Here is a 21,450-nt window from a genome sequence, read left to right on the forward strand (position 1 = left end):
TAATAATTGAAGAGGCGATGATATTTTCGCCCCCAAATTAGCGAGCAAGAGAATTTTCAGAAGCCATATAAATTATGGTTTCCGAGGGAATATGATTGGCGACTTGAATCCGAGCAGCCATCATCCGCAGGCTGGAATTCTTCCCAGTGTTTGCAGATTTGCTCGTAGCACTTATGCGGAGTAATTGGCAAATTTTTTAGGTAGAAGAATGTCACCTGATTCAATGACTCCAACAGAAACACTAATTCTGTGGTGGGGTTGTAGGTATCGACAGCTTCCAAAATGTGAGCATTCATAAAATGATGACGCAGAATCACTGTGTCAGGCGCAGCCAGCCACGCATTCAGAAAAGCGGCGAGACGCGATCTAGGTACATAGTGAACCTTAAAAACCTCCCCCGCCATTCCTACTGTTGGCGTATTGGTGCTACAAATCACTGCACCCCGTTCACCATTGAGATACCCCACCCAGGCGTTATAGCCTAGAGACAATAGATTTGTAGCAATAAAATCTTGCTGCCAATTCATCGGCGGATTGGGCGGTTCCTTGGTCGGGCTATCTGTTCCATTCATAAGAAATCCCAGGTGGTTTGCACAGACTCCCCCGTTAGGAAACGGGGGATTTAGACATCAGTTATTTTTCAGTCAAATTAGCTTCCTGGCGCAGAATTTTCGCCGCCTCCACCATATTTTTTAGGGAAGGAATCACCTCTTCCCAACCCCTTGTTTTCAAGCCACAATCGGGATTAACCCAAATCTGTTGTACAGGTAAATTGGCGACCCCGGTTTTTAACTGTTGCACCATCTGTTCTGTGCTGGGAACTGCTGGGCTGTGAACATCGTAAACGCCGTTCCCCACTTGATGTTTGTAGCCCGCATCAGTAATTTCAAACAGGGTTTCGTTATTGCTGCGGCTATTTTCAATGGACAACACATCCGCATCCAACCGCTCAATATGCCCAATAATATCCCCAAATTCCGAGTAACACATATGGGTATGGATTTGGGTTTCCGGTTTGGCTATAGCCGCAGACAGACGGAAAGCATCCACCGCCCAGGATAGATACTCATCCCAACGTTCTGGCTTCAGAGGCAGCCCTTCCCGCAAGGCAGGTTCATCAATTTGTACCATCTTCGCCCCCGCGGCTTCTAAGTCGGCTACTTCATCCCGCAAGGCTAAGGCAATCTGCATGGCTTGTTTACTGCGCGGAATATCGGTGCGGGTAAATGACCAGTTAATCATGGTGACCGGACCGGTTAGCATCCCTTTGACAATTTTATCGGTCAGGGATTGGGCTACCTTGAACTCTCGAACTGTCATGGGTCCGGTGCGGGCGACATCTCCATAAATAATCGGGGGACGCACGCAACGGCTGCCGTAACTTTGCACCCAACCATGTTCAGTAAAGGCAAAGCCTGATAACTGTTGCCCGAAAAATTCCACCATGTCGGTGCGCTCAAATTCCCCATGCACTAATACATCGAGTCCGGCTTCTTCTTGGAATTGGATGCACTTGGCAATTTCGGCATCGATCGCCGCTTCATATTCGGCTTGGGTAATGTCACCCCGTTTCAGTTTCACCCGCAGTTGCCGCACTTCGGAGGTTTGGGGGAAAGACCCGATGGTGGTGGTGGGGAATGGGGGCAAAACGGGCTGGCGTTCTTGACGTTGTTCATAAGGCAAAGTCCGCTCTAAATCCTGGGAGGTCAGATTTTGCAGGCGTTCTTTTACCCCCTGATTAACTGGGCTAAATTCCTGGAAGGTTTGCCATTGCCGGAGGATGACTTCCAGATACTTGTCAGGTTCTTGGGTTCCATAGGAGCGATCGGCCCAATCAGCCAGCAGTGTGATTTCTACTAACTTCTGTTCAGCAAAGCTCAAAACGGACCGCAAGGGTTCGGGGAGTTTGGTTTCTCGCTGGGCATCGTATGGCACAAATTGCAGGGAAGCAGACGGCTGAATCCGCAGGTTAGGGGTGACACGGGAAATGGCTTCCAGGGTTGACAAAACGGAGTCCGGGCGAATTTTCCATACATTGCGGGCATCGACAATTCCCGCCCCCAACTCTTTATCGTCGGGGAAACCATACTGTTGCAGTAACTCTAGGTTACGCCCACGGGTGAAGTCTAAACTAATGCCAGCGACGGGTAATTCCATCACCCAGGGGTAATTGTCTCCCAAGTCATCAAAGTAGGTGACCAGGTGAATGGGTAAGCCGACTTGGCTGAGAGATTGATAAGTTGATTGATAGAGTTGTTTAAAGTTGGCAGCATCTCCGAAGACTAAAGCAGGTTCATGGATTTGGACTTCAGCGACACCCATTTTTTGGAGTTCCTGGAGAAGCAGGAGATAGCGATCGCCTAGTTGTTTTCCCGCTTGGTCTTGATTCATCTCCAAACGACTCAGCCGCAGCAAAGTCACCGGACCCAAAACAATGGGAACAGCGCGATCGCCTAATAAGGTTTGAGCGCGATGCACGGTTTGCAGGAAATCGCTAAAGTCGGCTGGCTGTAATGTTTCGGGAATTTCTGGGACGAGGTAGTGATAGTTGGTGTCGAACCATTTGGTCATTTCCAGGGCGGCAATGCCATCCTTACCCCGCGCCATGGCAAAATAACGGTCGAGTCCGCTAAAGGATGCAAACCGTTCGGGAATGATGCCTAAGCGGATGCTCCAGTCTAAAACGTGATCGTAGAGGCTCATGTCGCCAATACCAATGCGATCGATGCCTGCTTGTCGTTGAGTTTCCCAGTTTTTGAACTCAACTTCATTCCGAGTCTGGATGAGGGTTTCTGCGTCCGATTTACCCCGCCAAAAGGCTTCTAATGCCTTTTTTAACTCGCGACTTTTACCAATACGAGGATAGCCGATAGTCGCGGTTTCCAGACGGGTTTGAGTGTATGTTTCCAAGGTCATAAATTGTCGCGTCCTAACGCTGAAAATAGTCATAGAAATCTAGTCCATCCCCGCGACAAACCAGCGGAGTGAACAATTCAAAGCAGCAGAATATCTGCCCAATTGAGTTAAGCAATACTCAGACCAGACTGATTCAAATCACCGTTAGCATGAGTGACCATCTGCCAGTCAATGTCTACATAAGGCTAGTTTTCTCAAAATGGCAATTTCAAATCAGGGCGCTACCCATGCAACGCCAGGGGAGTCGTCCTAAAAAATGAAGGCAATATTAATTGTGAAAAAGCTAAACGAACCATCATCCGTACCTCGCAGACGAAAAATAACAGTTTGGTGCATCTCCAGAGGAGACAGTTCGGCGGGCATTCTGACTTAGAGAGTTGTGTCTCTCCTCACAGCTGCGGGACAGCGCCGGATTTACGCCGGACTTTCCCCCTTACGTCTGATGGCTGCTCCCCATCAGAACCGACAATATTTAAGCATGATAACACACAAAGCGGAGATTTGACGAAATCATGGCAAAGTTACTGTAAACTGGGGGAACAACGATAGATGTCAGCAACCCGGTTTCTAGGGCTTAGGGTTTCACCAAGCGGCCAAGCCGCCCAAAGTCCATGGGAGAGCCACGGCACGAGAGCATGATTTAATCACAAATTCGGTTAATATTTTAGGGCAATACGGTATAATAAGCGAGAAGGGTTGAGGATAAACCTATTGCCAGATATGTCAAACCCAAGGAAGCGGCCCAAATCCTTCGAGTCCATGAAAGAACACTCCGCAGATGGGACGACAATGGCTCAATCGACACCATCAGAACCCCCGCTGGGCAACGACGATACAACGTTGAGTGATATACTGCCAAATCAGGCAGTGACAAACGCAAAGTCGTTATCTATGCCAGAGTTAGTAGCCGCGCCCAGCAGTCCGACCTCAACCGACAGGTGGCCGCACTGTCCAACCTCTACCCCGAAGCAGAAGTCGTCTCAGAAATCGGAGGCGGGCTCAACTTCAAGGGAAAGAAAATGCTGGCCTTACTGGGACATCATTTGTCAGGAGATGTCCGCATGGTTGTCGTTGCCCACAAAGACCGATTGGCAATATGGGGATTTGACTGGTTTCGATGGCTCTGTGAGTAAAACAGGTGCTCACTCATGGTTCTCAACCAGACAAGTCTCAGTCCAGAACCAGAAATGGTTGAGGACATCCTCGCCCTCCTCCACTGCTTTAGCTCCAGATTATACGGACGGAGTAAATACAAAACTCAGGTCAAAGAAGATCCGGATTTACCCCAGCCCCGAGCTAAATCAAGTCTGGCGTAAATGGCTGGCCGCTTGTCGGTATTGCTACAACCAAGCAATTGCATTATCTAGGAGTGGTAAACGACTAAGCAAGTTAAAGTTACGCAATAAAGTGATGCAGAGTGACTTACCCGAATGGGTCAAAGAAACACCCTGCCACATTCGGCAAAATGCCATCTTTGATGCCTATCTCGCCTTTTCAGCCAGTCCTGGCGCAAGGTTTAGGAGCTGTCGGGATAGTTCTCAAGCCATCAAGTTTAACGATGCTAATTTCTCTTCAGGGAGTTGGTATCCAAGACTAACGAAAGGATTAACTTTCATGGTTTCCGAACCCATCCCTAAAACTTGCGGGCAAGGGACTCAGTTGGTGTTTACCAAAGGTCGATGGTTGGCGATTTTCCCTGAGCCAGTTGCCGTTACCCCAACTGAAGCGAATGGCGTAATTGCATTAGACCCGGGTGTGCGAACTTTCATAACTGGGTTTGATGGTTCACGATTTCTGGAATTGGGCTCCGGGGATATTGGAGGCATTACTAGGCTATGTCAACATTTGGATGATTTGATGAGCCGAATCGCCAAGGAACCCTGTCGTTCAAGAAGGCGACGGATGAGGCAAGCGGCTCAACGAATGAGAACCAAAATCCGCAATCTAGTTGATGAAGCCCACAAACAAATTGCTCATTACTTGACTAATGACTACAGCATAATTTTTCTGCCCACCTTCGAGACTTCCAACATGGTTGCCAAGGTGAAGCGGAAAATCAAATCCAAGACTGCCCGCGCCATGCTGACATGGGCGCATTATCGATTCAAACTAACCCTGAGACATCAAGCCGAGATAACTGGAACCACAGTTGTAGATGTGACGGAAGAATACACCAGCAAAACCTGTACTCACTGTGGTCATGTGCATTCCCAGCTAGGTGGCTCAAAAGTGTTCCGATGTCCGGAGTGTGGGTTCACTCTACCCAGGGACTGGAACGGTGCTTTTGGAATCTTTCTAAAAGCTTTGCGGGATACCGCCTCTGTTACCTTAACGGGTAATAGTGCTATCGTCGCATTGTCCGGGAACAACCGGATAAGTGTCGCGTAAATGTATCAGTAATGTTATACCGTTTCGGATCAGGAGCAAGAATTTAATCCAATATTTGCTTTACATCTTAGGACAATAAGGTACAATACCCCAAAAGATTCGCAACTCAATAATGAGTATACGGTCAAACCCCAGACCATGCCAAATTTCCCTGACGACATACTCATCAAGTCGGATTCATGGTAAAATCCAATCATGGTGCGAGACGTTTAGGAGTCAAATAAGGCTGCAATGCCCGAAATAGCCTCCTAGTGGGACTTACACCCCTTGGTGGAAGATAAGGGACTCGTATCCTGACCATCCCATAACTGTTTATATGTCCCGACGCTTGGAGAAATCTGAGCAAGGCAGGGGACTCAAGGTCATAAACAAACTGAGAAATCAGGGAGTAGAGAGTAAAGGCGATAGCCACCCCCAATTTCAGGATACACGATTCTGGGATTGAAGCGGGGAACGAAAGGCGTGAGGTAGAACCTACTACCAAATGCGACCACTGCCAACCATCCATGACTAGGGAAACCGAATGTCTGGCTTGAACCATCGTAATGATTTAGCAGCGTAATAGGTTGCCACGCTGCGCTCAAAAGAGCAAGGGGAAAAGTAGGGTTTTGCATAAAACACCTACACAGACCTTTTTAAGTACCCCGGTGGAGAGGACAAGTCTAAAGATGGAATGCCCATATAAACGGAACGTTTAAACTCCTCATTGGTTCTCCTTATCAAAAAAGTGAGCAATATTACTCACAAGGAGTAGTGAAAAGTGTAAGCGTATACCATTGAGGGGAAAGGATGTGACTGAAAGCCAATGCCTAATTGTAATGATTAGGATATGCCCACTAGTCACGGTGTAGATATGGAGACTGCGACAAGTAGGAGTAATATGACGAGAGCGAGTTTAAAGACTACGAGTTGTATGCCAAGCTCCCAAAGTTGGAATCATAAAGCGGGGGTTCGTAACCCTGTTCCTAGTGACAAAAAGGGTATCTACATTAGGAGCCGTATGAGGTGAAAGTCTCAAGTACGGTTTGGAAGTGGAGTTGGGGAAGGTGACTTCCCTTTCGACCATAACCAATCAAAGCTTTCCGGACAAAACTCAAACTCAATGACCGTCATCGCACCTTGATGGCCAAACACGCGGGTTATGCTCGGTTCGTGTTTAATTGGGGATTACACTTATGGAGGTCAGCTTATGAAGAGGGACTCAAGCCTAATATCAACTCCATTAAAAAGGTTTTTACTCATTATGTGAAACCTCAATATCCTTGGATGTCTGAATTGTCTTCTAAAGTTTATCAATATGCCTTCATTAATCTAGGGGATGCCTTTAAGCGCTTCTTCAAGGGAATAAGCAGTTATCCTATAATTTAAGAAGAAAGGCTACCATGATAGCTTTACCCTTGACAATTCCGGAAAGCCATTCAATCTGTCAGGAACTCGCCATAAGCTGCCTTTTGTGGGCTGGGTTTCTACATTTGAGGCACAACCCGAAAGTTGGGTTAAGAAAGTCACTATAACGCGCCAAGCAGGTGACTGGTATATGAGCTTTTTCGTAGAAATCACGCCAGAAATTACACCGAAATATCGAGAGAGAATCGGGGTAGACCTAGGAATTAACAATTTGGCGACTTGCTCCGATGGGACCCAATTCTCTAATCCCAAGGCTTATAAAGCAGCGACCAAAAAACTAGCTCGATTACAACGTCATTTAAGTCGCAAAGTCAAAGGCTCGAAAAATTGGGCCAAATGTCTCTTAAAAGTTCAAAAGCTACATCAAAGAGTAGCAAACATTCGGCGGGACACGATTCATAAAATCACTACTTTTTTGGCTAAAAACCACAGCCAAGTCGTCATTGAAGATTTGAATGTGTCTGGAATGTTGAAAAATCATTGTTTGGCGGGTTCTATCGCTGATGCTTCATTTTATGAGTTCCGTCGGCAACTAGGTGACAAGGCAGAACGTTATGGTTCAAAGTTAATGATTGCGGATAGATTTTATCCATCCAGTCAACTTTGTTCTAACTGTGGCCATCGTCAACAAATGCCCCTAGTCCGTCGGACTTTTGAATGTCCAAACTGCGGTCTGGCGATAGATCGTGACTTGAATGCTAGTATAAACCTAGAGTGCGAGACGTTTAGGAGTGAAATAAGGCTGCAATGCCTGAAATAACCTCCTAGAGGGAGTTAAACTAGTCAATCCGGCTGCTACTATAACTAGATTATTAGTTTACCCCTTAAATATATATATGTCCCGACGCTTAGTGAGTTATGACACTAAGCAAGGCAGGGAACTCAGGGTCAATCCCATTCTAAGAAATCGCAATGTTCCATCCAAGTATACTACAAGGAGGAGTATTTAACCCACTTGGGGCGATTATGGGAAAGAGTAAAGGCGGTAGCCACCCCCAGTTTCAGAAATCACAAATCTGGGATTGAAGCGGGGAACGGAAGGCGTGATGTAGAACCTACTACTATAGGCGACCACTGCCAACCATCCATGATTAGGGAAACCGAATGTCCGGCTTGAACCATCGTCATTATACAGCAGCGAAATAGGTTGATACGCTGCGTTCAAAAGAGCAAGGGGAAAAGTAGGGTAATTTTAGCATCACCTACACAGACCTTTAAATGTACCCCGGTGGATAGGACAAATCTAAAGATGGAATGCCCATATATATGGAACGTTTAAACCCCTGTTGGGCTCTCTACGAGTACATCTTGTAGAGTAGTGAAAAGTGTAAGCGTATGGTGCGAGACGTTCGGGTATGAAATAGGGCTGAAATGCCCGAAATAACTACCCGGTGAGGATTCCAGCTCCGAATCTGGATATAAGGAGACCTCTCCTGACCATCCTCATAACTGGTTATATGTCCCGACGCTTAGGGAACTAAGCAAGGCAGGGAACTCAAGGTCATAAACGAACTGAGAAATCAGGGAGTAGAGAGTAACGGCGATAGCCACCCCCAGTTTTGGAAATCATAACTCCAGGATTGAAGCGGGGAACGGAAGGCGTGAGGTAGAACCTATTACCAAGACGCGACCACTGCCAACCATCTATGATTAGGAAGACCGAATGTCCGACTTGAACCATCGTAATACACTAGCAGCGAAATAGGTTGACACGCTGCGCTCAAAAGGGCAAGGGGAAAAGTAGGGGGTTCGTGCGACTACCTATACAGACCTTTAAAAGTACCCCGGCGGAGAGGACAAATCTAACGATGGCATGCCCATATAATCGGAACGTTGTAACCCCTCTAATGCTCTGCCTATAAACCAGTGAGTAATGCTATTCACAAGGCAGTAGTGAAAAATGTAAGCGCATGCTTAGAGGGTGAAGGATGTGACCAGAAGCTAAAGCCCAATTGTCATGGTTGGGATATGCCCACAGGTCACGGTGGGGATATAGATACTGCGGTCAGTAAGAGTATAATGGCGAGGACGAGTTTAAAGACTACGTGGTGCATATAGCTCTGAACATCGAAGTAGAAAGCAGGTCTCTTGATTCTGCTCCTTTGACAAATAGGGTATCCACACCAGGAGCCGTGTGATGGGAAACTATCAAGCACGGTTCTGAATGGGAGAGGGTGAAGGTGACTTCACTCTCGACCCCTAACCCCATAAGGGGAAAGGATGTGACTGAAAGCCAATGCCTAACTGTAATGGTTGGGATATGCCCACTAGTCACGGTGTGGACATAGAGACTGCGATGATGTAAGAGTGCTTATGACCGAGAGCGAGTTTAAAGACTACGTGGTGTATATAGCTCCTAAAGTTGAAGTCACAAAGCAGGGGGTCGTAACCCTGTTCCTACTGACAATAGGGTGTCTACATCAGGAGCCGTGTGATGTGAAAGTATCAAGCACGGTTTTGAATGGGAGTTGGGAAAGGTGACTTTCCTTTCGACCCCTACCAGTGCGAGACGTTTAGGAGTGAAATAAGGCTGCAATGCCTGAAATAACCTCCTAGAGGGAGATAGACTGACTCGACCAGTTTACCCCTTAACTGTATATATGTCCCAACGCTTAGGAAGTTGTGATTCTAAGCAAGGCAGGGAACTCAAGGTCAATCCCATTTTAAGAAATCGCAATATACCGTCCAAATATTACCTAGGAGGAGTATTATAACTCACTTGGGGCGATTATGGGAAAGAGTAAAGGCGGTAGCCACCCCCAGTTTCAGAAATCACAAATCTGGGATTGAAGCGGGGAACGGAAGGCGTGATGTAGAACCTACTACTATAGGCGACCACTGCCAACCATCCATGATTAGGGAAACCGAATGTCTGGCCTGAACCATCGTCATTATAAAGTAGCGAAATAGGTTGACACGCTGCGCTCAAAAGAGTAAGGGGAAAAGTAGGAGTCTTTCTATACTACCTACACAGACCTTTAAATGTACCCCGGTGGATAGGACAAATCTAAAGATGGAATGCCCATATATACGGAACGTTTAAACCCCTATTGGGCTCTCTGCGAGTACATCTCGTAGAGTAGTGAAAAGTGTAAGCGCATGGTGCGAGACGTTCGGGTATGAAATAGGGCTGAAATGCCCGAAATAACTACCCGGTGAGGATTCCAGCTCCGAATCTGGATATAAGGAGACCTCTCCTGACCATCCTCATAACTGGTTATATGTCCCGACGCTTAGGGAACTAAGCAAGGCAGGGAACTCAAGGTCATAAACGAACTGAGAAATCAGGGAGTAGAGAGTAACGGCGATAGCCACCCCCAGTTTTGGAAATCATAACTCCAGGATTGAAGCGGGGAACGGAAGGCGTGAGGTAGAACCTACTACCAAGACGCGACCACTGCCAACCATCTATGATTAGGAAGACCGAATGTCCGACTTGAACCATCGTAATACACTAGCAGCGAAATAGGTTGACACGCTGCGCTCAAAAGGGCAAGGGGAAAAGTAGGGGGTTCGTGCGACTACCTACACAGACCTTTAAAAGTACCCCGGCGGAGAGGACAAATCTAACGATGGAATGCCCATATAATCGGAACGTTGTAACCCCTCTAATGCTCTGCCTATAAACAAGTGAGTAATGCTATTCACAAGGCAGTAGTGAAAAATGTAAGCGCATGCTTAGAGGGTGAAGGATGTGACCAGAAGCTAAAGCCCAATTGTCATGGTTGGGATATGCCCACAGGTCACGGTGGGGATATAGATACTGCGGTCAGTAAGAGTATAATGGCGAGGACGAGTTTAAAGACTACGTGGTGCATATAGCTCTGAACATCGAAGTAGAAAGCAGGTCTCTTGATTCTGCTCCTTTGACAAATAGGGTATCCACACCAGGAGCCGTGTGATGGGAAACTATCAAGCACGGTTCTGAATGGGAGAGGGTGAAGGTGACTTCACTCTCGACCCCTAACCCCATAAGGGGAAAGGATGTGACTGAAAGCCAATGCCTAACTGTAATGGTTGGGATATGCCCACTAGTCACGGTGTGGATATAGAGACTGCGACAAGTAAGAGTGCTTATGACGTGAGCGAGTTTAAAGACTACGTGGTGTATATAGCTCCCAAAGTTGAGGTCATAAAGCAGGGGGTAGTAACCCTGTTCCTACTGATAATAGGGTGTTCACATCAGGAGCCGTGTGCTGGGAAACTCGCATGCACGGTTTGGAATTGGAGTTGGAGGGGGCGACCTCTCTTTCGACCATACCAAATCGCCTGGTTCCGACGATTACACTTGTGGACGGGGTGCTGCCGACAGTCCCGGACGAAGCCAGAAATAAACATCAAGATCCGGCTATGTCCGGTTTTGTTTAAGTTTTATAGAGCATAATTTAATGAGACTCAAGATTCAGGCTGTAATCATGATGATCGCGCCATTAGGATTTATCACTGGTGCGATCGCCGCTGACTCTGATGACTTACAGAGGCTTCTAACTACCAATCAATGTCCTGGCTGTGATCTGCGGGGAGCCGACTTGTCAGCCGCTCAACTTTCCGGGGCTAATCTTTTTCAAGCCGATCTGGGCGGCGCTATCCTCCGACAAGCAGATTTACGCAGTGCTAATCTGCAAGAGGCTAATCTGTATAATGCCGACTTGGGGGGTGCGAGTTTAGCTGCTAGTAATTTGTTTAAGGCTAATCTCCACCATGCGAACCTACAAAGGGCTGATTTGCGTGAAGCCGATCTCGGTCAGGCTATGCTGGGTCGTGTAGACTTGCGGCGGGCTGATCTTAGGGATGCTAATCTATTTCAGGCTAACCTCGGTCAGGCTTATCTGGAAGAGTCCGATTTGATGAATAGCAATCTCCAAAGGGCTTTTTTATTTAGGGCTAATCTGGAACGTGCTAATCTGACCGGGGCTAATTTGCTGGGAGCAGATCTGCGGGGTGCTAATTTTTCTGATGCCGATCTCACTGGTGCCAGTCTGGTGGGTGCGGCCTTGAATGATACTAATATCAATCGTGCCCAACTGTCTAATACAAACTTGTCTGGTGCTTTGTTACAGGGAACAACTCTCGGTCCGGTCGTGTGCATTATTGATCAATCTGTTAATTGTGCCGCTCCCCCTGCGCCACCACCTCCCTTGCTTCCGGCAGATTTTTGGGACGATTAATCTCCTGAGATAGGGGTTTTTGAGTTTTTATCTGGCGATCGCTTTTCAGAATCGGGTAATGTGAGTATACTAAATGTGGGGTCTAAAAATCCCCATATCCTCTAAACTCGCTAAACCTAGGGTTAGCTTCTAAACATCATGAGTGCCCAACCTCTATTAAAGTTTGAAGTCCAGACAGCTGCTCAATTGGCAGAAGATCTGCGATCGGCGACAACCTGGCGTGAAGTTGAGGCACTCACCCAAAACTATTCCCATTGGAAACGTGAAGCCTGGAAGTTACTCTCTGAAGCTGAACAGGAGCGGATTAAATATCTTAAACATTGGCAGGATCACCCAGTAGCCCAAAAGTTTCCCCCCGGTTCTCTGGTGCAACGCATCAATAGCAGCACAGAGAGGGTGGGTAAGGTCGTTAACTACTGGAGTGCATACGGTGTCGATTATGTAACTTTTCAGGTGGAGCAGGATATTGATTGGTGTCGGGCTAGTTTTCTGCAATTGGTGAACCCAGAAAAATCAACCGCCTATTAGGGTAAATTGCCACTCAACCGGATTTTATCTAAGCTACAATAGCCCAAATCCCCTGCTGATCTAAATTTATCCTGAATGCGCTTACGCTATCTTATTCCCTTTTTCGATCCTAGTTCCCAGAATTGGGCAACAGAACCTCGCCTGCTGCGCTGGTTAACCTTTGTGTGGCTATTTGTCGGTCTCGTGGCGATGTTTTCTGCTTCCTATCCTAGTGCATTAGCTGAACATGGGGATGGTTTGTACTACTTCAAACGCCAGCTCACATGGATGTTAGTGGGGATGGTAGGATTTAACGTGATTGTTAATACCCCTGTGCGGGTCGCGTTACGGACTGCTCAGTGGGGATTATTCGCGGTGATGGGGTTATTGTTTCTTACTATAGTCCCCGGTTTGGGAACTACTATCAACGGGGCGACTCGATGGCTGTCACTAGGCCCAATTCTCATTCAGCCTTCGGAATTAATGAAGCCATTTCTGATACTACAAGCGGCGCGGTTTTTTCCCCGCTGGGAGCGGTTGAGTTGGCGATCGCGACTAACCTGGTTAGGGATTTTTCTGCTAATTTTGTTGCTCATTTTAGCCCAACCCAACCTCAGCACCACCGCTCTTTGTGGTATGACATTATGGTTAATCGCCCTCGCCGCCGGACTTCCTTTTTTGTATTTGGGCGGTACTGCTGTTGGTGGGTTAATCTTGGCTACTATTAGTATTAGCCTACGAGAATACCAAAGGAAGCGGGTTCTCTCGTTTATGAATCCCTGGGCTGATCCCGTTAATGATGGCTACCAATTAATTCAGAGTCTACTAGCTGTCGGTTCTGGCGGTCTTTGGGGCGCTGGTTTGGGATTATCTCAACAAAAGTTATTTTATCTGCCGATTCAGTATAGCGATTTTATTTTTGCCGTTTATGCCGAAGAGTTTGGCTTTGTTGGCGGGGTGCTGCTTTTGTTGATGCTAGTCGCTTATGGGACTCTTGCCCTGAGAGTCGCTCAATTAGCCAATAATATTGAACATCAACTGGTAGCGATCGGAGCCATGGTCGTCATGGTGGGACAGTCTTTGCTGAATATTGGGGTAGCTACTGGGGTACTACCAACTACTGGTTTGCCTTTACCCTTATTTAGTTATGGTGGAAGTTCCATGATTGCTAGTTTAGCAATATCTGCTTTATTGATTCGGGTAGCCCGCGAAAGCAGTGAAGCACAGGTTATTCCCATCAGGCCTCTTGCTCAAAACAGGGGTTGACAAGTAGCGCGGGATGATGCTATGTTATCCACGTAATGTCTATTTTATGATTTCTCTGTTTGCATTAATAAAAAAAAATTAAAAAAGTCCCATTATTTAAATACTACCATAGGTCAGCAACAAAAGCAACCCTCCCGAAACCCAATCGCGGGTGGGGAGTGATTTATTTACAAAACTTAACATAACTAATTAATTTTTAACTATTTGACTGTTGAGATGGGGGAATTAGACAAAAAATCAGGACATTGTGGGTTTAAGGGAAGTTTGATCCAAAACTCGGTTCCTTTGCCAATTTCTGACTCGCACCAAATTTCCCCACAGTGGCGGGAGACGATAATTTCACGACTTATATATAACCCTAAACCCGTACCTTTACCGATTTCTTTGGTGGTAAAAAATTGCTCAAAAATTTGGTTTTTCGTGGTTAGGTTGATACCCTTAGCATTATCGGCAACCATGATCGTGATCTGTTCTGAATTAGCCAGGGTTTTAATTGTAATTAACGGCTGAGACTGTTGGTTGTTGTGTGTCCAGTCCCCTACTTCATCTAAGGCATCAATGGCATTGCTGATCAAATTCATAAACACCTGATTCAGTTGACCTGGGTAGCAGAGGATTGACGGTAGTTTCCCATAGTCTCGAATCACTTGAATCGGCGGACGTGATGGTGTGGCTTGTAAGCGGTTTTTCAAGATGAGTAAGGTTCCCTCTAAACCTTCTTCCAGATTGACTTTTAGCATTTGGTCGCTGTCTTTGCGGGAGAAGTTACGCAGCGATCGCACAATTTGAAAGAGTCGATCTGAACCCAATTTCAGGCTAGATATAACTGTCAAAAAATCCGTCTCTAAAAACTCTAAATCTATGGAATCTATGTATTCTTGAATGCGCGGATCGGTCGGGGAATAAATATCTTGATAAAGCCGAGTGAGTTCTAGTAGGTCTTTGCTATAGTTTTCCACATGGGCTAAATTATGAAATATCGAGTTAACGGGGTTATTGATTTCGTGGGCTAAACTAGCCATCATTTGCCCCAATGATGCCATTTTTTCCGATTGAAAAAGCTGTGAATGGGTGTGTTTAAGTTCCTCTAAAGTTTGCTCTAGTTGCTGTGCTTGAGCTTGAGCGATCGCGGCGGCGGAACAGGCTTGTTGATAAAGTTGAATTTGGGTCTGTTCAAGATCTAGTTGTTCGATTTCACTTTCCCGTTGATATTGCGCTACTACAGCATCAAGAATAGATAGCAATTCATTGGGGGCAATATTGGTAATATAGTCAAGGTGAGGATGGCTCGGTGTTAAGTCAGAGTCCGCAGTTGTGGCTAAAGTTCTGACTGCTAAAATATACTCGCGGATGCGTTTATCTAAATTTAGCGGCTCTCGGAAATACATCGATCGCACTATAGCCGAAGGAGATGTTAATAAATTCATCTCACTATCACCGTAGAGTAAACCTTTATGCGATCGCTCCATCAGAGTAATATCTTTAATCAAAGTTTCCCGAATCACCTCCCTTTCGGCTGGGTCAGAAGTAGTAACTAACTTGAGGCTAAAAAAAGCTGTTCTCTGGGAAAGCATCCGCTGACGACCACTGACATTCACCACCGCCGCATTCACCTTCCGGGTGGTGTTAATTTCTTGCAGGTCAAAATAACTCTCAAATTGTTTCATTAATATAAGCAGGGATAGATTTACTGATTTCATCTTTCCACCCTCCTGGCGACTCTCCCTATACCTGTACTCAGGAAATCGCCAATGACAGGAAAAGAGGGGCAGAATTTTTCTGGCATCCTGGTTTCTCCTAAATTAGTTTAGTGTGCAGGTTTTTTTGATGGGAAACTTGCCCAACCCACTCCCACTTATGGGGCAATGTTAGCTTTCAGAAAATGTTATTTTATCTGGTTACCTCAGAAACACTAGCTTCACCCTGTATACTTGTTTAACTACTGACGACAGAGCCAGGAACTAGCTACCTATTCGGTGGGTGTCCTGACTCAAACAACCTTAATGGTTATTTGACAATCAGAGTTTTTTATTTAGTATCTCAAGTTACAGATTATCAAATTATTTAAAATTCACGACTAGACCATAGCACAAAAATCGGCTTTTGTTTGTGAAAAAAAAAGTTAAATTTTTCGACCATTACAGAGCAGTTCAGCAGAAGATAGCCTAGTAGGAGCTAGGTTCAACATAACTTGACAGTTTCAGCCAGCCCCTACATTTACCTAAAGCCTGGTGGCAGAATAATGATTATTTTTTAAGATCACGAGCCATGTTACGGAACATATCCAAACTGGAGTCAGCACGACGACGATCGCTTTTCACCTCTGGTGCTGGAGATTCAGTAGCTTTAGGCTGGGTCATTTCCATCGCTGGTTTAGCGGTAGCTTTAGGAGCCTCGAAAGGTTTTCCTCCCGACATTTTAGGGAAAGACTTTTTAACTTCTAAAGGCTTACGCATATACTCAATATCGCCTAAACTCTTGGCGCTATCGGGATCAAGATAGAAAGAACTTCCTTGAGTTTTTGTTGTTTCTGATTTGCGACCAAATAAGCCTCTAATAAATCCTGACATAGTTTTTTCCTAGGTGGGGTGTTGGGTATATGTTAAATTTTATCAAAAATTGTGTTGATTATGATAATTTTTTACGGATTTCTCAATGCACGCTCATCAATGCCCACTTTATGTAAAGTTTGGTGAAAAAAAATTTAAGAAATATTACAAAAAAAATTTTTTGCTCTGGGGTGGTGGCTTTCCTGGCTGATTTGTGGTATTATTTTTAACAATGGAAATGTTGACATTTTTTTGGTAATTGAATAGATTACCATTATTTAAATACATATCTGTAGCTTACCATTAATTACCCCCACTTGTCAACCCTGGGGCGGGGCGTTTTTTTTAAATTGATGAAAAAATCAACTTAGTTAACAGGAGAATTTAATGATCCAAGTTTAGAGTCTGATAACGAGTTTGTAGTTGATTAATGCTGTAGAGGGACTCCAAATTAAGGCCAGCATTTTGATAAAGTTCAGCCCCCCCTTGATGGCGATCGACTAAAGCGATAACCTTATCAACGCTGTATCCAGCATCAGTAAGGCGTTGTACAGCTTTGAGGGCAGATTGTCCAGTAGTGACAACATCTTCGAGAACTACGACGTTAGCGCCGGGGGATAGTTCGGGTCCTTCGATGTAGGCTTTAGTTCCGTGTCCCTTAGCTTCTTTTCGGATAATGAGGGCGGGTATAGGTCGATTTTCGTAGACAGAAACGACACTAACGGAGGAAACCATAGGATCAGCACCGAGGGTAAGCCCGGCGACTGCTTCTGTTTCCAGGGGAAGTAATGGTAAAATCAGGCGAGCGATCGCCACCGACCCAGCGGGATGTAATGTGACCTGTTTACAATTAATATAGTAGGAACTCTGCTGACCAGAGGAGAGAACAAAATCCCCTTCTTGATAAGCGAGTTGACACAAAAGGTCAAGTAGCCACGATCGCAGGGTATCTAAAGCTGCACAAGAGGCATTGAGATCGCAAAGAGCAGGGATTTCTGAAGGGTTAGTCATAAAGGAGGGAAAAGGTAGGAAACAAATCTGTAATCACTCCATCTGATCGTACACTGGGAGAGACCATCTGATCAAACAGATTCACCAAGGTTAATGCCATGAACAGAATTTTATTACAGAGTATCAGTGGAGTGTTAGGGGTAGCGATCGCCTCATTCGTGTGGGTTGAGGGAGTTGTGGCGCAACCGAGAACCCGTTTCCAGCCTTTTGCGGAAGACTTTAACCAGGCGGCGACCCGCAGTTCTGGGGATGCTTTTAAAAATCAATCCCTGATGGGTCAACTTTCGGTATTCTTCGGGTTAAGCTATCCCTGGCCGGGTGCTATTAATGGTTTTCCTGAAAGTTTGATTGCTGATGATGCCAGACGAGTGAATCAACTGTATAGAGAGAGAATGCTCCAGCAGACCCTAAGCGGTCCGACTATCCGCACTGCCGATCTAGCGAACCCATACAACACCTCAATTTTGACTCAACCTTCTGTGATCAACGAGTTGTCTAACGACACTCCGGGGGGATTTTTGTTTAATCCCTAATGGGAGCGAGTCCAGTTTTTGATCAGGTGCGTCATCAAAGGTTAATGACGCACCTGCAAAGGGACTACTGAGAAACAGCTTGATTGTTTTGTTGAGATGCGATTTTCTGAGTCAAAACTTCCAAGGCTTTGCCATATTGAGGATCATCAAGAGTGCCAATTTTGTCGCGGTTTTCGCGGAGGATATCTCGCTGTTGTTCGGTGAGTTCAACGATCACATCAGGCTTAATTCCCTCATGATTAATGTCACGACCATTAGGGGTAAAATATTTAGCGATCGTGACCGCCAAACCGGAACCGCGACCCACGCCACGAACGGACTGAACTAGACCCTTACCAAAAGTGTTAGTTCCGACCAAAACGGCGCGGTTGTTATCTTGTAGAGCGCCGGATAGAATTTCACTAGCACTAGCGGAACCGCCATCAACAAGAATCACCATAGGCTTATCAGTGAGGGCGCGATTATTAGCGCGTTGTCGATCCATTTCTCCCTGACGATTAACGGTAGAGACTATATCGCCTTCTGTTAGCCACATACGGGCGATTTCAATACTAGCATAGAGCAGACCGCCAGGATTAGAGCGTAAATCGAGAATATAACCTGAAACATTCTGTTGTTCGAGGTTAGTGATCGCCTGTCGCATTTCCTCGGCAGCATTAGCACTAAAATTGTTCAGACGAATATAGCCGATATCGCCGACGGGGGAAGGTTTCTTAGAGTAGCGTACCGGGTGAATTTCAATCTGAGCGCGGGTAATATTAAACTCAATTTCCCTTGGACCGCGCAAAATAGTCAACTTAACCTGAGTCCCAATTGGTCCACGAATCAAATTGACAGCTTCATTGAGCTCCATTCCCTCAGTGCTGCGGCCATCAATTTTAGTAATAATATCCTGAGCCTGAACCCCAGCATCAAAAGCGGGAGAGTCCTCAATAGGGGAAATAACGACGAGTTTATTGGTTTCCTCATCTTGGGTAAGTTGGATACCAACCCCGGTCAGTTCTCCCTGAGTATCAATTTGCATATTTCTGAACTCTTCGGGGTTCATGAAGCGGGTATAAGGGTCATCGAGTTTAGCCAACATTTCGCGGATAGCTTCATAAGCCTGTTGATCATTAGTATATTCTCGGCTTAGAAACTCATTACGAAGTTCCCTCCAATCTACCTGGTTAAAGGTACCGTCAACGTAACTTCTATCAATAATTTGCCATACTTCATCAATTAGTTCCTTCGGGCTTTCCCGAAAGGATGCTTGGCCGGAAAGGTGTATACCAGCGCCCGCAACAGCAACAGCGGTCAGCATAACTGCTGTTGCGCCTATAACAAGCCCACTTTTTGATATAATCATTTATCTGCTGAACCGGAAGAGAATACTAAGAGCTATTAACAGCATACTAGCACATCAGATCTGGCGATCGCGGAGGTTGACCAAAAGCCCAATTGTGACCGGGACTCCCCCACCCCCATCAGAGGTGGGGTCAGCTTGATTTTTATGGCTCTACCCAGCGTCCATCTGCTTTGATGAGATTAATTAATTCTTCGACACCTTGATCTTCGGGAACTTTTTTAATTTCTTCCCGACCCCGATATAGGGAAATATAGCCAGGTTGTTTTCCTACATAACCATAGTCAGCATCTGCCATTTCTCCAGGTCCGTTAACAATACAACCCATAACAGCAATATCTAGTCCAGTCAGGTGTTTAGTTGCTTCTCGGACTTTGTGGAGAACTTCTTCGAGGTTAAAGAGTGTGCGACCACAGGAGGGACAGGCGACATATTCTACCATAGTTTTCCGCAGTCCTAGGGATTGCAGAATGCTATAGCAAACAGGAATTTCCTTTTCTGGGGCTTCTGTGAGGGAAACCCGAATGGTGTCACCAATACCATCTGCTAAGAGGGTAGCAATACCAGCGGTGGATTTAATGCGGCCATATTCTCCATCTCCGGCTTCGGTAACTCCCAAGTGTAGGGGATAGTCCATCCCTAGGTCATCCATGCGTTTAGCCATGAGGCGATAGGCTGCTAACATGACGGGGACGCGGGAGGCTTTTAGGGATATCACTAAGTTCTGAAAGTCTAGGGATTCACAGATGCGGATAAATTCCAGGGCTGATTCTACCATACCTTCGGGGGTGTCGCCGTAGGTAAATAGCATTCTTTCGGCTAGGGAACCATGATTAACGCCGATACGCATGGCTTTACCCTGGTCACGGAGGGAGATAACTAGGGGTTTGAGGGTTTCGCGGATTTTCTCGCCGATTTCTTGAAATTCAGTGTCTGTGTATTCGCTACGATCGCCTTTAGGTTTCTCGAAGACGTATAATCCGGGGTTAATCCGCACTTTATCGACGTGCTTGGCGACTTCTAGGGCAATTTTCATGCCGTTGTGGTGAACATCTGCGACTAGGGGGACGGGTTGATAGGTGGCGGCGAGTTTTTGTTTGATTTCGCCTACGGCTTTGGCGTGTCCGACGCTGGGAACTGTGACGCGGACGATTTCACAACCCATTTCATGCAGCCGACGAATGGAGGCGACGGAACCTTCTATGTCCATGGTATCTTCGTTAATCATGGACTGAACTACGACGGGGTATCCTCCGCCAATGGTGATGTTTCCGACCCGGACTGGACGGGTTTGGCGACGGTGAATTACTGTGTCAACGGAGGGCTGACTAGCGGTCGGAGTGGTTATGGGTAGGGTTTGCATGATCTGAATTTGATAATTGCTTAGTTTTAAGAGTGGGTTCTCAAAATTCAATAGGTGTCTATATTAAAGATAGATTGCCACAAATTGGGGACTTGTGGTTGATCCGATCGCTTAAATTGTTTAAATTGTCACGAATACGGGTAGCGATCGCTTGATTGTAGATTAGATAATTGGCTATGAGTGAACATCTGCGCTATTTTTCGGGTTTTGAGTCTTTAGCAGTCGAGTGGACAGACAAAATCTGGTCAAGGGGTGTACCCTTTTGGTTGCGGGCTGAACCTAAATCCAATCGGGTGGTTTTGTGTTTACATGGGTTTACCGCCACTCCTTTTGAGGTGAGACCAGTAGCGCAAGCCTGTCTAAGTCGGGGGCTTGATGGAGTGGGGCCTTTATTGCCTGGTCATGGTTTTCAAGAATTAGCAGACCAGAAGTTATTTTTTCCCAAAATGACGGCGGAAGGAATGTTATCTGCTGTGCGTCGGGAGTTGGAATTAGCCCGATCGCATTATGAATTTGTAGGTATTTTTGGGCATTCTATGGGAGGTGCGATCGCTTTAAAAATGGCGGCGGAGGGGCGAGTAGATGCCTGTGCGGTCACTGCACCAGCGTTAAAATTACCGCCTCGGGCTGTGATTTTATTGGCTTTATTTGGTTGGGCGAATATTTCTATCCCCACTCAACCCAAGCCTTTTGATAACCCCGTTTATTTATTTGATAATTCTCGGGCGGGGCGGGCGCTGCAACAACTAGCCAGGATAGCCCGATCAGATTTATCTTCAATTACTTGTCCGGTGTTAGCTATTCATTCCCATAGGGATTATTTAGTCAGTCCGGTGGTAATTAATTGGATGGAAAAACAACTACCAAACAATTTAGATGTCCGTTGGTTTGACCAGTCGGGTCATGTCATGATTTTAGATGTTAATGGGGAGGAAATTAGCCAGGCGATCGCCGATTTTTTTAGCCAGAGGAGTATCTAAAATTTTCCCCCAGGGCG

19 protein-coding genes, 2 pseudogenes and 1 riboswitch are annotated in these 21,450 nt (G+C 46.1%); of the genes and pseudogenes, 9 read left to right on the forward strand and 12 right to left on the reverse strand.

The window, feature by feature from the left end:
• Window positions 1-56: 56 nt before the first annotated feature.
• Window positions 57-572 carry a hypothetical protein gene (locus HFV01_RS00330; protein WP_006623104.1) on the reverse strand — a complete coding sequence of 172 codons (516 nt, stop codon included), beginning with the start codon at window positions 570-572 and terminating at the stop codon, window positions 57-59.
• Window positions 573-633: 61 nt separating this feature from the next.
• Window positions 634-2,916, reverse strand: coding sequence for a 5-methyltetrahydropteroyltriglutamate--homocysteine S-methyltransferase (gene metE, locus HFV01_RS00335; RefSeq protein WP_006668353.1), 2,283 nt, complete (start codon window positions 2,914-2,916; stop codon window positions 634-636).
• 337 nt (window positions 2,917-3,253) lie between these two features.
• Window positions 3,254-3,398: riboswitch (cobalamin riboswitch) on the reverse strand.
• Between the two features lie 228 nt (window positions 3,399-3,626).
• Here metE and HFV01_RS00340 point away from each other — a divergent pair.
• Window positions 3,627-4,232 (forward strand): annotated as a pseudogene (locus HFV01_RS00340) (IS607 family transposase).
• Window positions 4,195-5,304 carry an RNA-guided endonuclease InsQ/TnpB family protein gene (locus HFV01_RS00345; RefSeq protein WP_318286268.1) on the forward strand — a complete coding sequence of 370 codons (1,110 nt, stop codon included), beginning with the start codon at window positions 4,195-4,197 and terminating at the stop codon, window positions 5,302-5,304. The pseudogene HFV01_RS00340 and the gene HFV01_RS00345 overlap by 38 nt, the downstream one beginning before the upstream one ends.
• A gap of 362 nt (window positions 5,305-5,666) precedes the next feature.
• Here the strand turns inward: HFV01_RS00345 and HFV01_RS00350 are convergent, their stop codons facing one another.
• Window positions 5,667-5,888 (reverse strand): hypothetical protein, encoded by a 222-nt coding sequence (locus tag HFV01_RS00350; RefSeq protein WP_193520727.1) that lies wholly within the window; start codon window positions 5,886-5,888, stop codon window positions 5,667-5,669.
• 538 nt (window positions 5,889-6,426) lie between these two features.
• On the opposite strand from HFV01_RS00350, the pseudogene HFV01_RS00355 reads away from it, so the two are divergent.
• Window positions 6,427-7,471: pseudogene (locus tag HFV01_RS00355) on the forward strand (RNA-guided endonuclease InsQ/TnpB family protein).
• Window positions 7,472-7,675: 204 nt separating this feature from the next.
• On the opposite strand, the gene HFV01_RS00360 reads toward HFV01_RS00355, so the two are convergent.
• The 4 genes from HFV01_RS00360 to HFV01_RS00375 all read right to left on the reverse strand — a co-directional run bounded on the left by HFV01_RS00360 (window position 7,676) and on the right by HFV01_RS00375 (window position 10,156).
• Window positions 7,676-7,876, reverse strand: coding sequence for a hypothetical protein (locus HFV01_RS00360; protein ID WP_071533550.1), 201 nt, complete (start codon window positions 7,874-7,876; stop codon window positions 7,676-7,678).
• 336 nt (window positions 7,877-8,212) lie between these two features.
• Window positions 8,213-8,392, reverse strand: a complete 180-nt coding sequence (locus HFV01_RS00365) for a hypothetical protein (RefSeq protein WP_071533566.1) — start codon at window positions 8,390-8,392, stop codon at window positions 8,213-8,215.
• A 1,047-nt stretch (window positions 8,393-9,439) separates the two neighbouring features.
• Window positions 9,440-9,640: a hypothetical protein gene (locus HFV01_RS29985; protein ID WP_082113529.1), complete on the reverse strand. Its 201-nt coding sequence runs from the start codon at window positions 9,638-9,640 to the stop codon at window positions 9,440-9,442.
• Between the two features lie 336 nt (window positions 9,641-9,976).
• Window positions 9,977-10,156 carry a hypothetical protein gene (locus tag HFV01_RS00375; RefSeq protein ID WP_008050473.1) on the reverse strand — a complete coding sequence of 60 codons (180 nt, stop codon included), beginning with the start codon at window positions 10,154-10,156 and terminating at the stop codon, window positions 9,977-9,979.
• Window positions 10,157-10,920: 764 nt separating this feature from the next.
• On the opposite strand from HFV01_RS00375, the gene HFV01_RS00380 reads away from it, so the two are divergent.
• The 4 genes from HFV01_RS00380 to HFV01_RS00395 all read left to right on the forward strand — a co-directional run bounded on the left by HFV01_RS00380 (window position 10,921) and on the right by HFV01_RS00395 (window position 13,652).
• On the forward strand, window positions 10,921-11,079 hold the full coding sequence (locus HFV01_RS00380) for a hypothetical protein (RefSeq protein ID WP_006668361.1): 159 nt from the start codon (window positions 10,921-10,923) through the stop codon (window positions 11,077-11,079).
• Between the two features lie 47 nt (window positions 11,080-11,126).
• The gene (locus HFV01_RS00385; RefSeq protein ID WP_228116416.1) at window positions 11,127-11,879 is read left to right on the forward strand and encodes a pentapeptide repeat-containing protein; all 753 of its coding nucleotides are present in this window, start codon (window positions 11,127-11,129) and stop codon (window positions 11,877-11,879) included.
• 138 nt (window positions 11,880-12,017) lie between these two features.
• Entirely contained in the window at window positions 12,018-12,407 is a 390-nt protein-coding gene (locus tag HFV01_RS00390; protein ID WP_006623114.1) for a hypothetical protein, read from the forward strand.
• 75 nt (window positions 12,408-12,482) lie between these two features.
• Entirely contained in the window at window positions 12,483-13,652 is a 1,170-nt protein-coding gene (locus HFV01_RS00395) for an FtsW/RodA/SpoVE family cell cycle protein (RefSeq protein ID WP_006623115.1), read from the forward strand.
• A gap of 200 nt (window positions 13,653-13,852) precedes the next feature.
• Here the strand turns inward: HFV01_RS00395 and HFV01_RS00400 are convergent, their stop codons facing one another.
• The 3 genes from HFV01_RS00400 to pyrE all read right to left on the reverse strand — a co-directional run bounded on the left by HFV01_RS00400 (window position 13,853) and on the right by pyrE (window position 17,212).
• Entirely contained in the window at window positions 13,853-15,352 is a 1,500-nt protein-coding gene (locus tag HFV01_RS00400) for an ATP-binding protein (RefSeq protein ID WP_006668362.1), read from the reverse strand.
• Window positions 15,353-15,898: 546 nt separating this feature from the next.
• On the reverse strand, window positions 15,899-16,222 hold the full coding sequence (locus HFV01_RS00405; RefSeq protein WP_006623117.1) for a hypothetical protein: 324 nt from the start codon (window positions 16,220-16,222) through the stop codon (window positions 15,899-15,901).
• 363 nt (window positions 16,223-16,585) lie between these two features.
• Complete coding sequence (pyrE, locus tag HFV01_RS00410; RefSeq protein ID WP_006623118.1) at window positions 16,586-17,212, reverse strand: orotate phosphoribosyltransferase; 627 nt, start codon at window positions 17,210-17,212, stop codon at window positions 16,586-16,588.
• Window positions 17,213-17,310: 98 nt separating this feature from the next.
• Here pyrE and HFV01_RS00415 point away from each other — a divergent pair, with 98 nt between their 5' ends.
• Complete coding sequence (locus HFV01_RS00415) at window positions 17,311-17,745, forward strand: hypothetical protein (protein ID WP_006623119.1); 435 nt, start codon at window positions 17,311-17,313, stop codon at window positions 17,743-17,745.
• Window positions 17,746-17,809: 64 nt separating this feature from the next.
• Here HFV01_RS00415 and ctpC read toward each other — a convergent pair whose 3' ends face one another.
• Window positions 17,810-19,093 (reverse strand): carboxyl-terminal processing protease CtpC, encoded by a 1,284-nt coding sequence (gene ctpC, locus HFV01_RS00420; protein ID WP_046318625.1) that lies wholly within the window; start codon window positions 19,091-19,093, stop codon window positions 17,810-17,812.
• 142 nt (window positions 19,094-19,235) lie between these two features.
• The gene (gene ispG, locus HFV01_RS00425) at window positions 19,236-20,453 is read right to left on the reverse strand and encodes a (E)-4-hydroxy-3-methylbut-2-enyl-diphosphate synthase (RefSeq protein WP_006623121.1); all 1,218 of its coding nucleotides are present in this window, start codon (window positions 20,451-20,453) and stop codon (window positions 19,236-19,238) included.
• A 176-nt stretch (window positions 20,454-20,629) separates the two neighbouring features.
• Between ispG and HFV01_RS00430 the strand changes: the two genes are divergently transcribed.
• Window positions 20,630-21,433 carry an alpha/beta hydrolase gene (locus tag HFV01_RS00430; protein ID WP_046318623.1) on the forward strand — a complete coding sequence of 268 codons (804 nt, stop codon included), beginning with the start codon at window positions 20,630-20,632 and terminating at the stop codon, window positions 21,431-21,433.
• Window positions 21,434-21,450 lie beyond the last annotated feature (17 nt).

It is taken from the genome of Limnospira fusiformis SAG 85.79, assembly GCF_012516315.1.
Classification (GTDB): domain Bacteria; phylum Cyanobacteriota; class Cyanobacteriia; order Cyanobacteriales; family Microcoleaceae; genus Limnospira; species Limnospira fusiformis.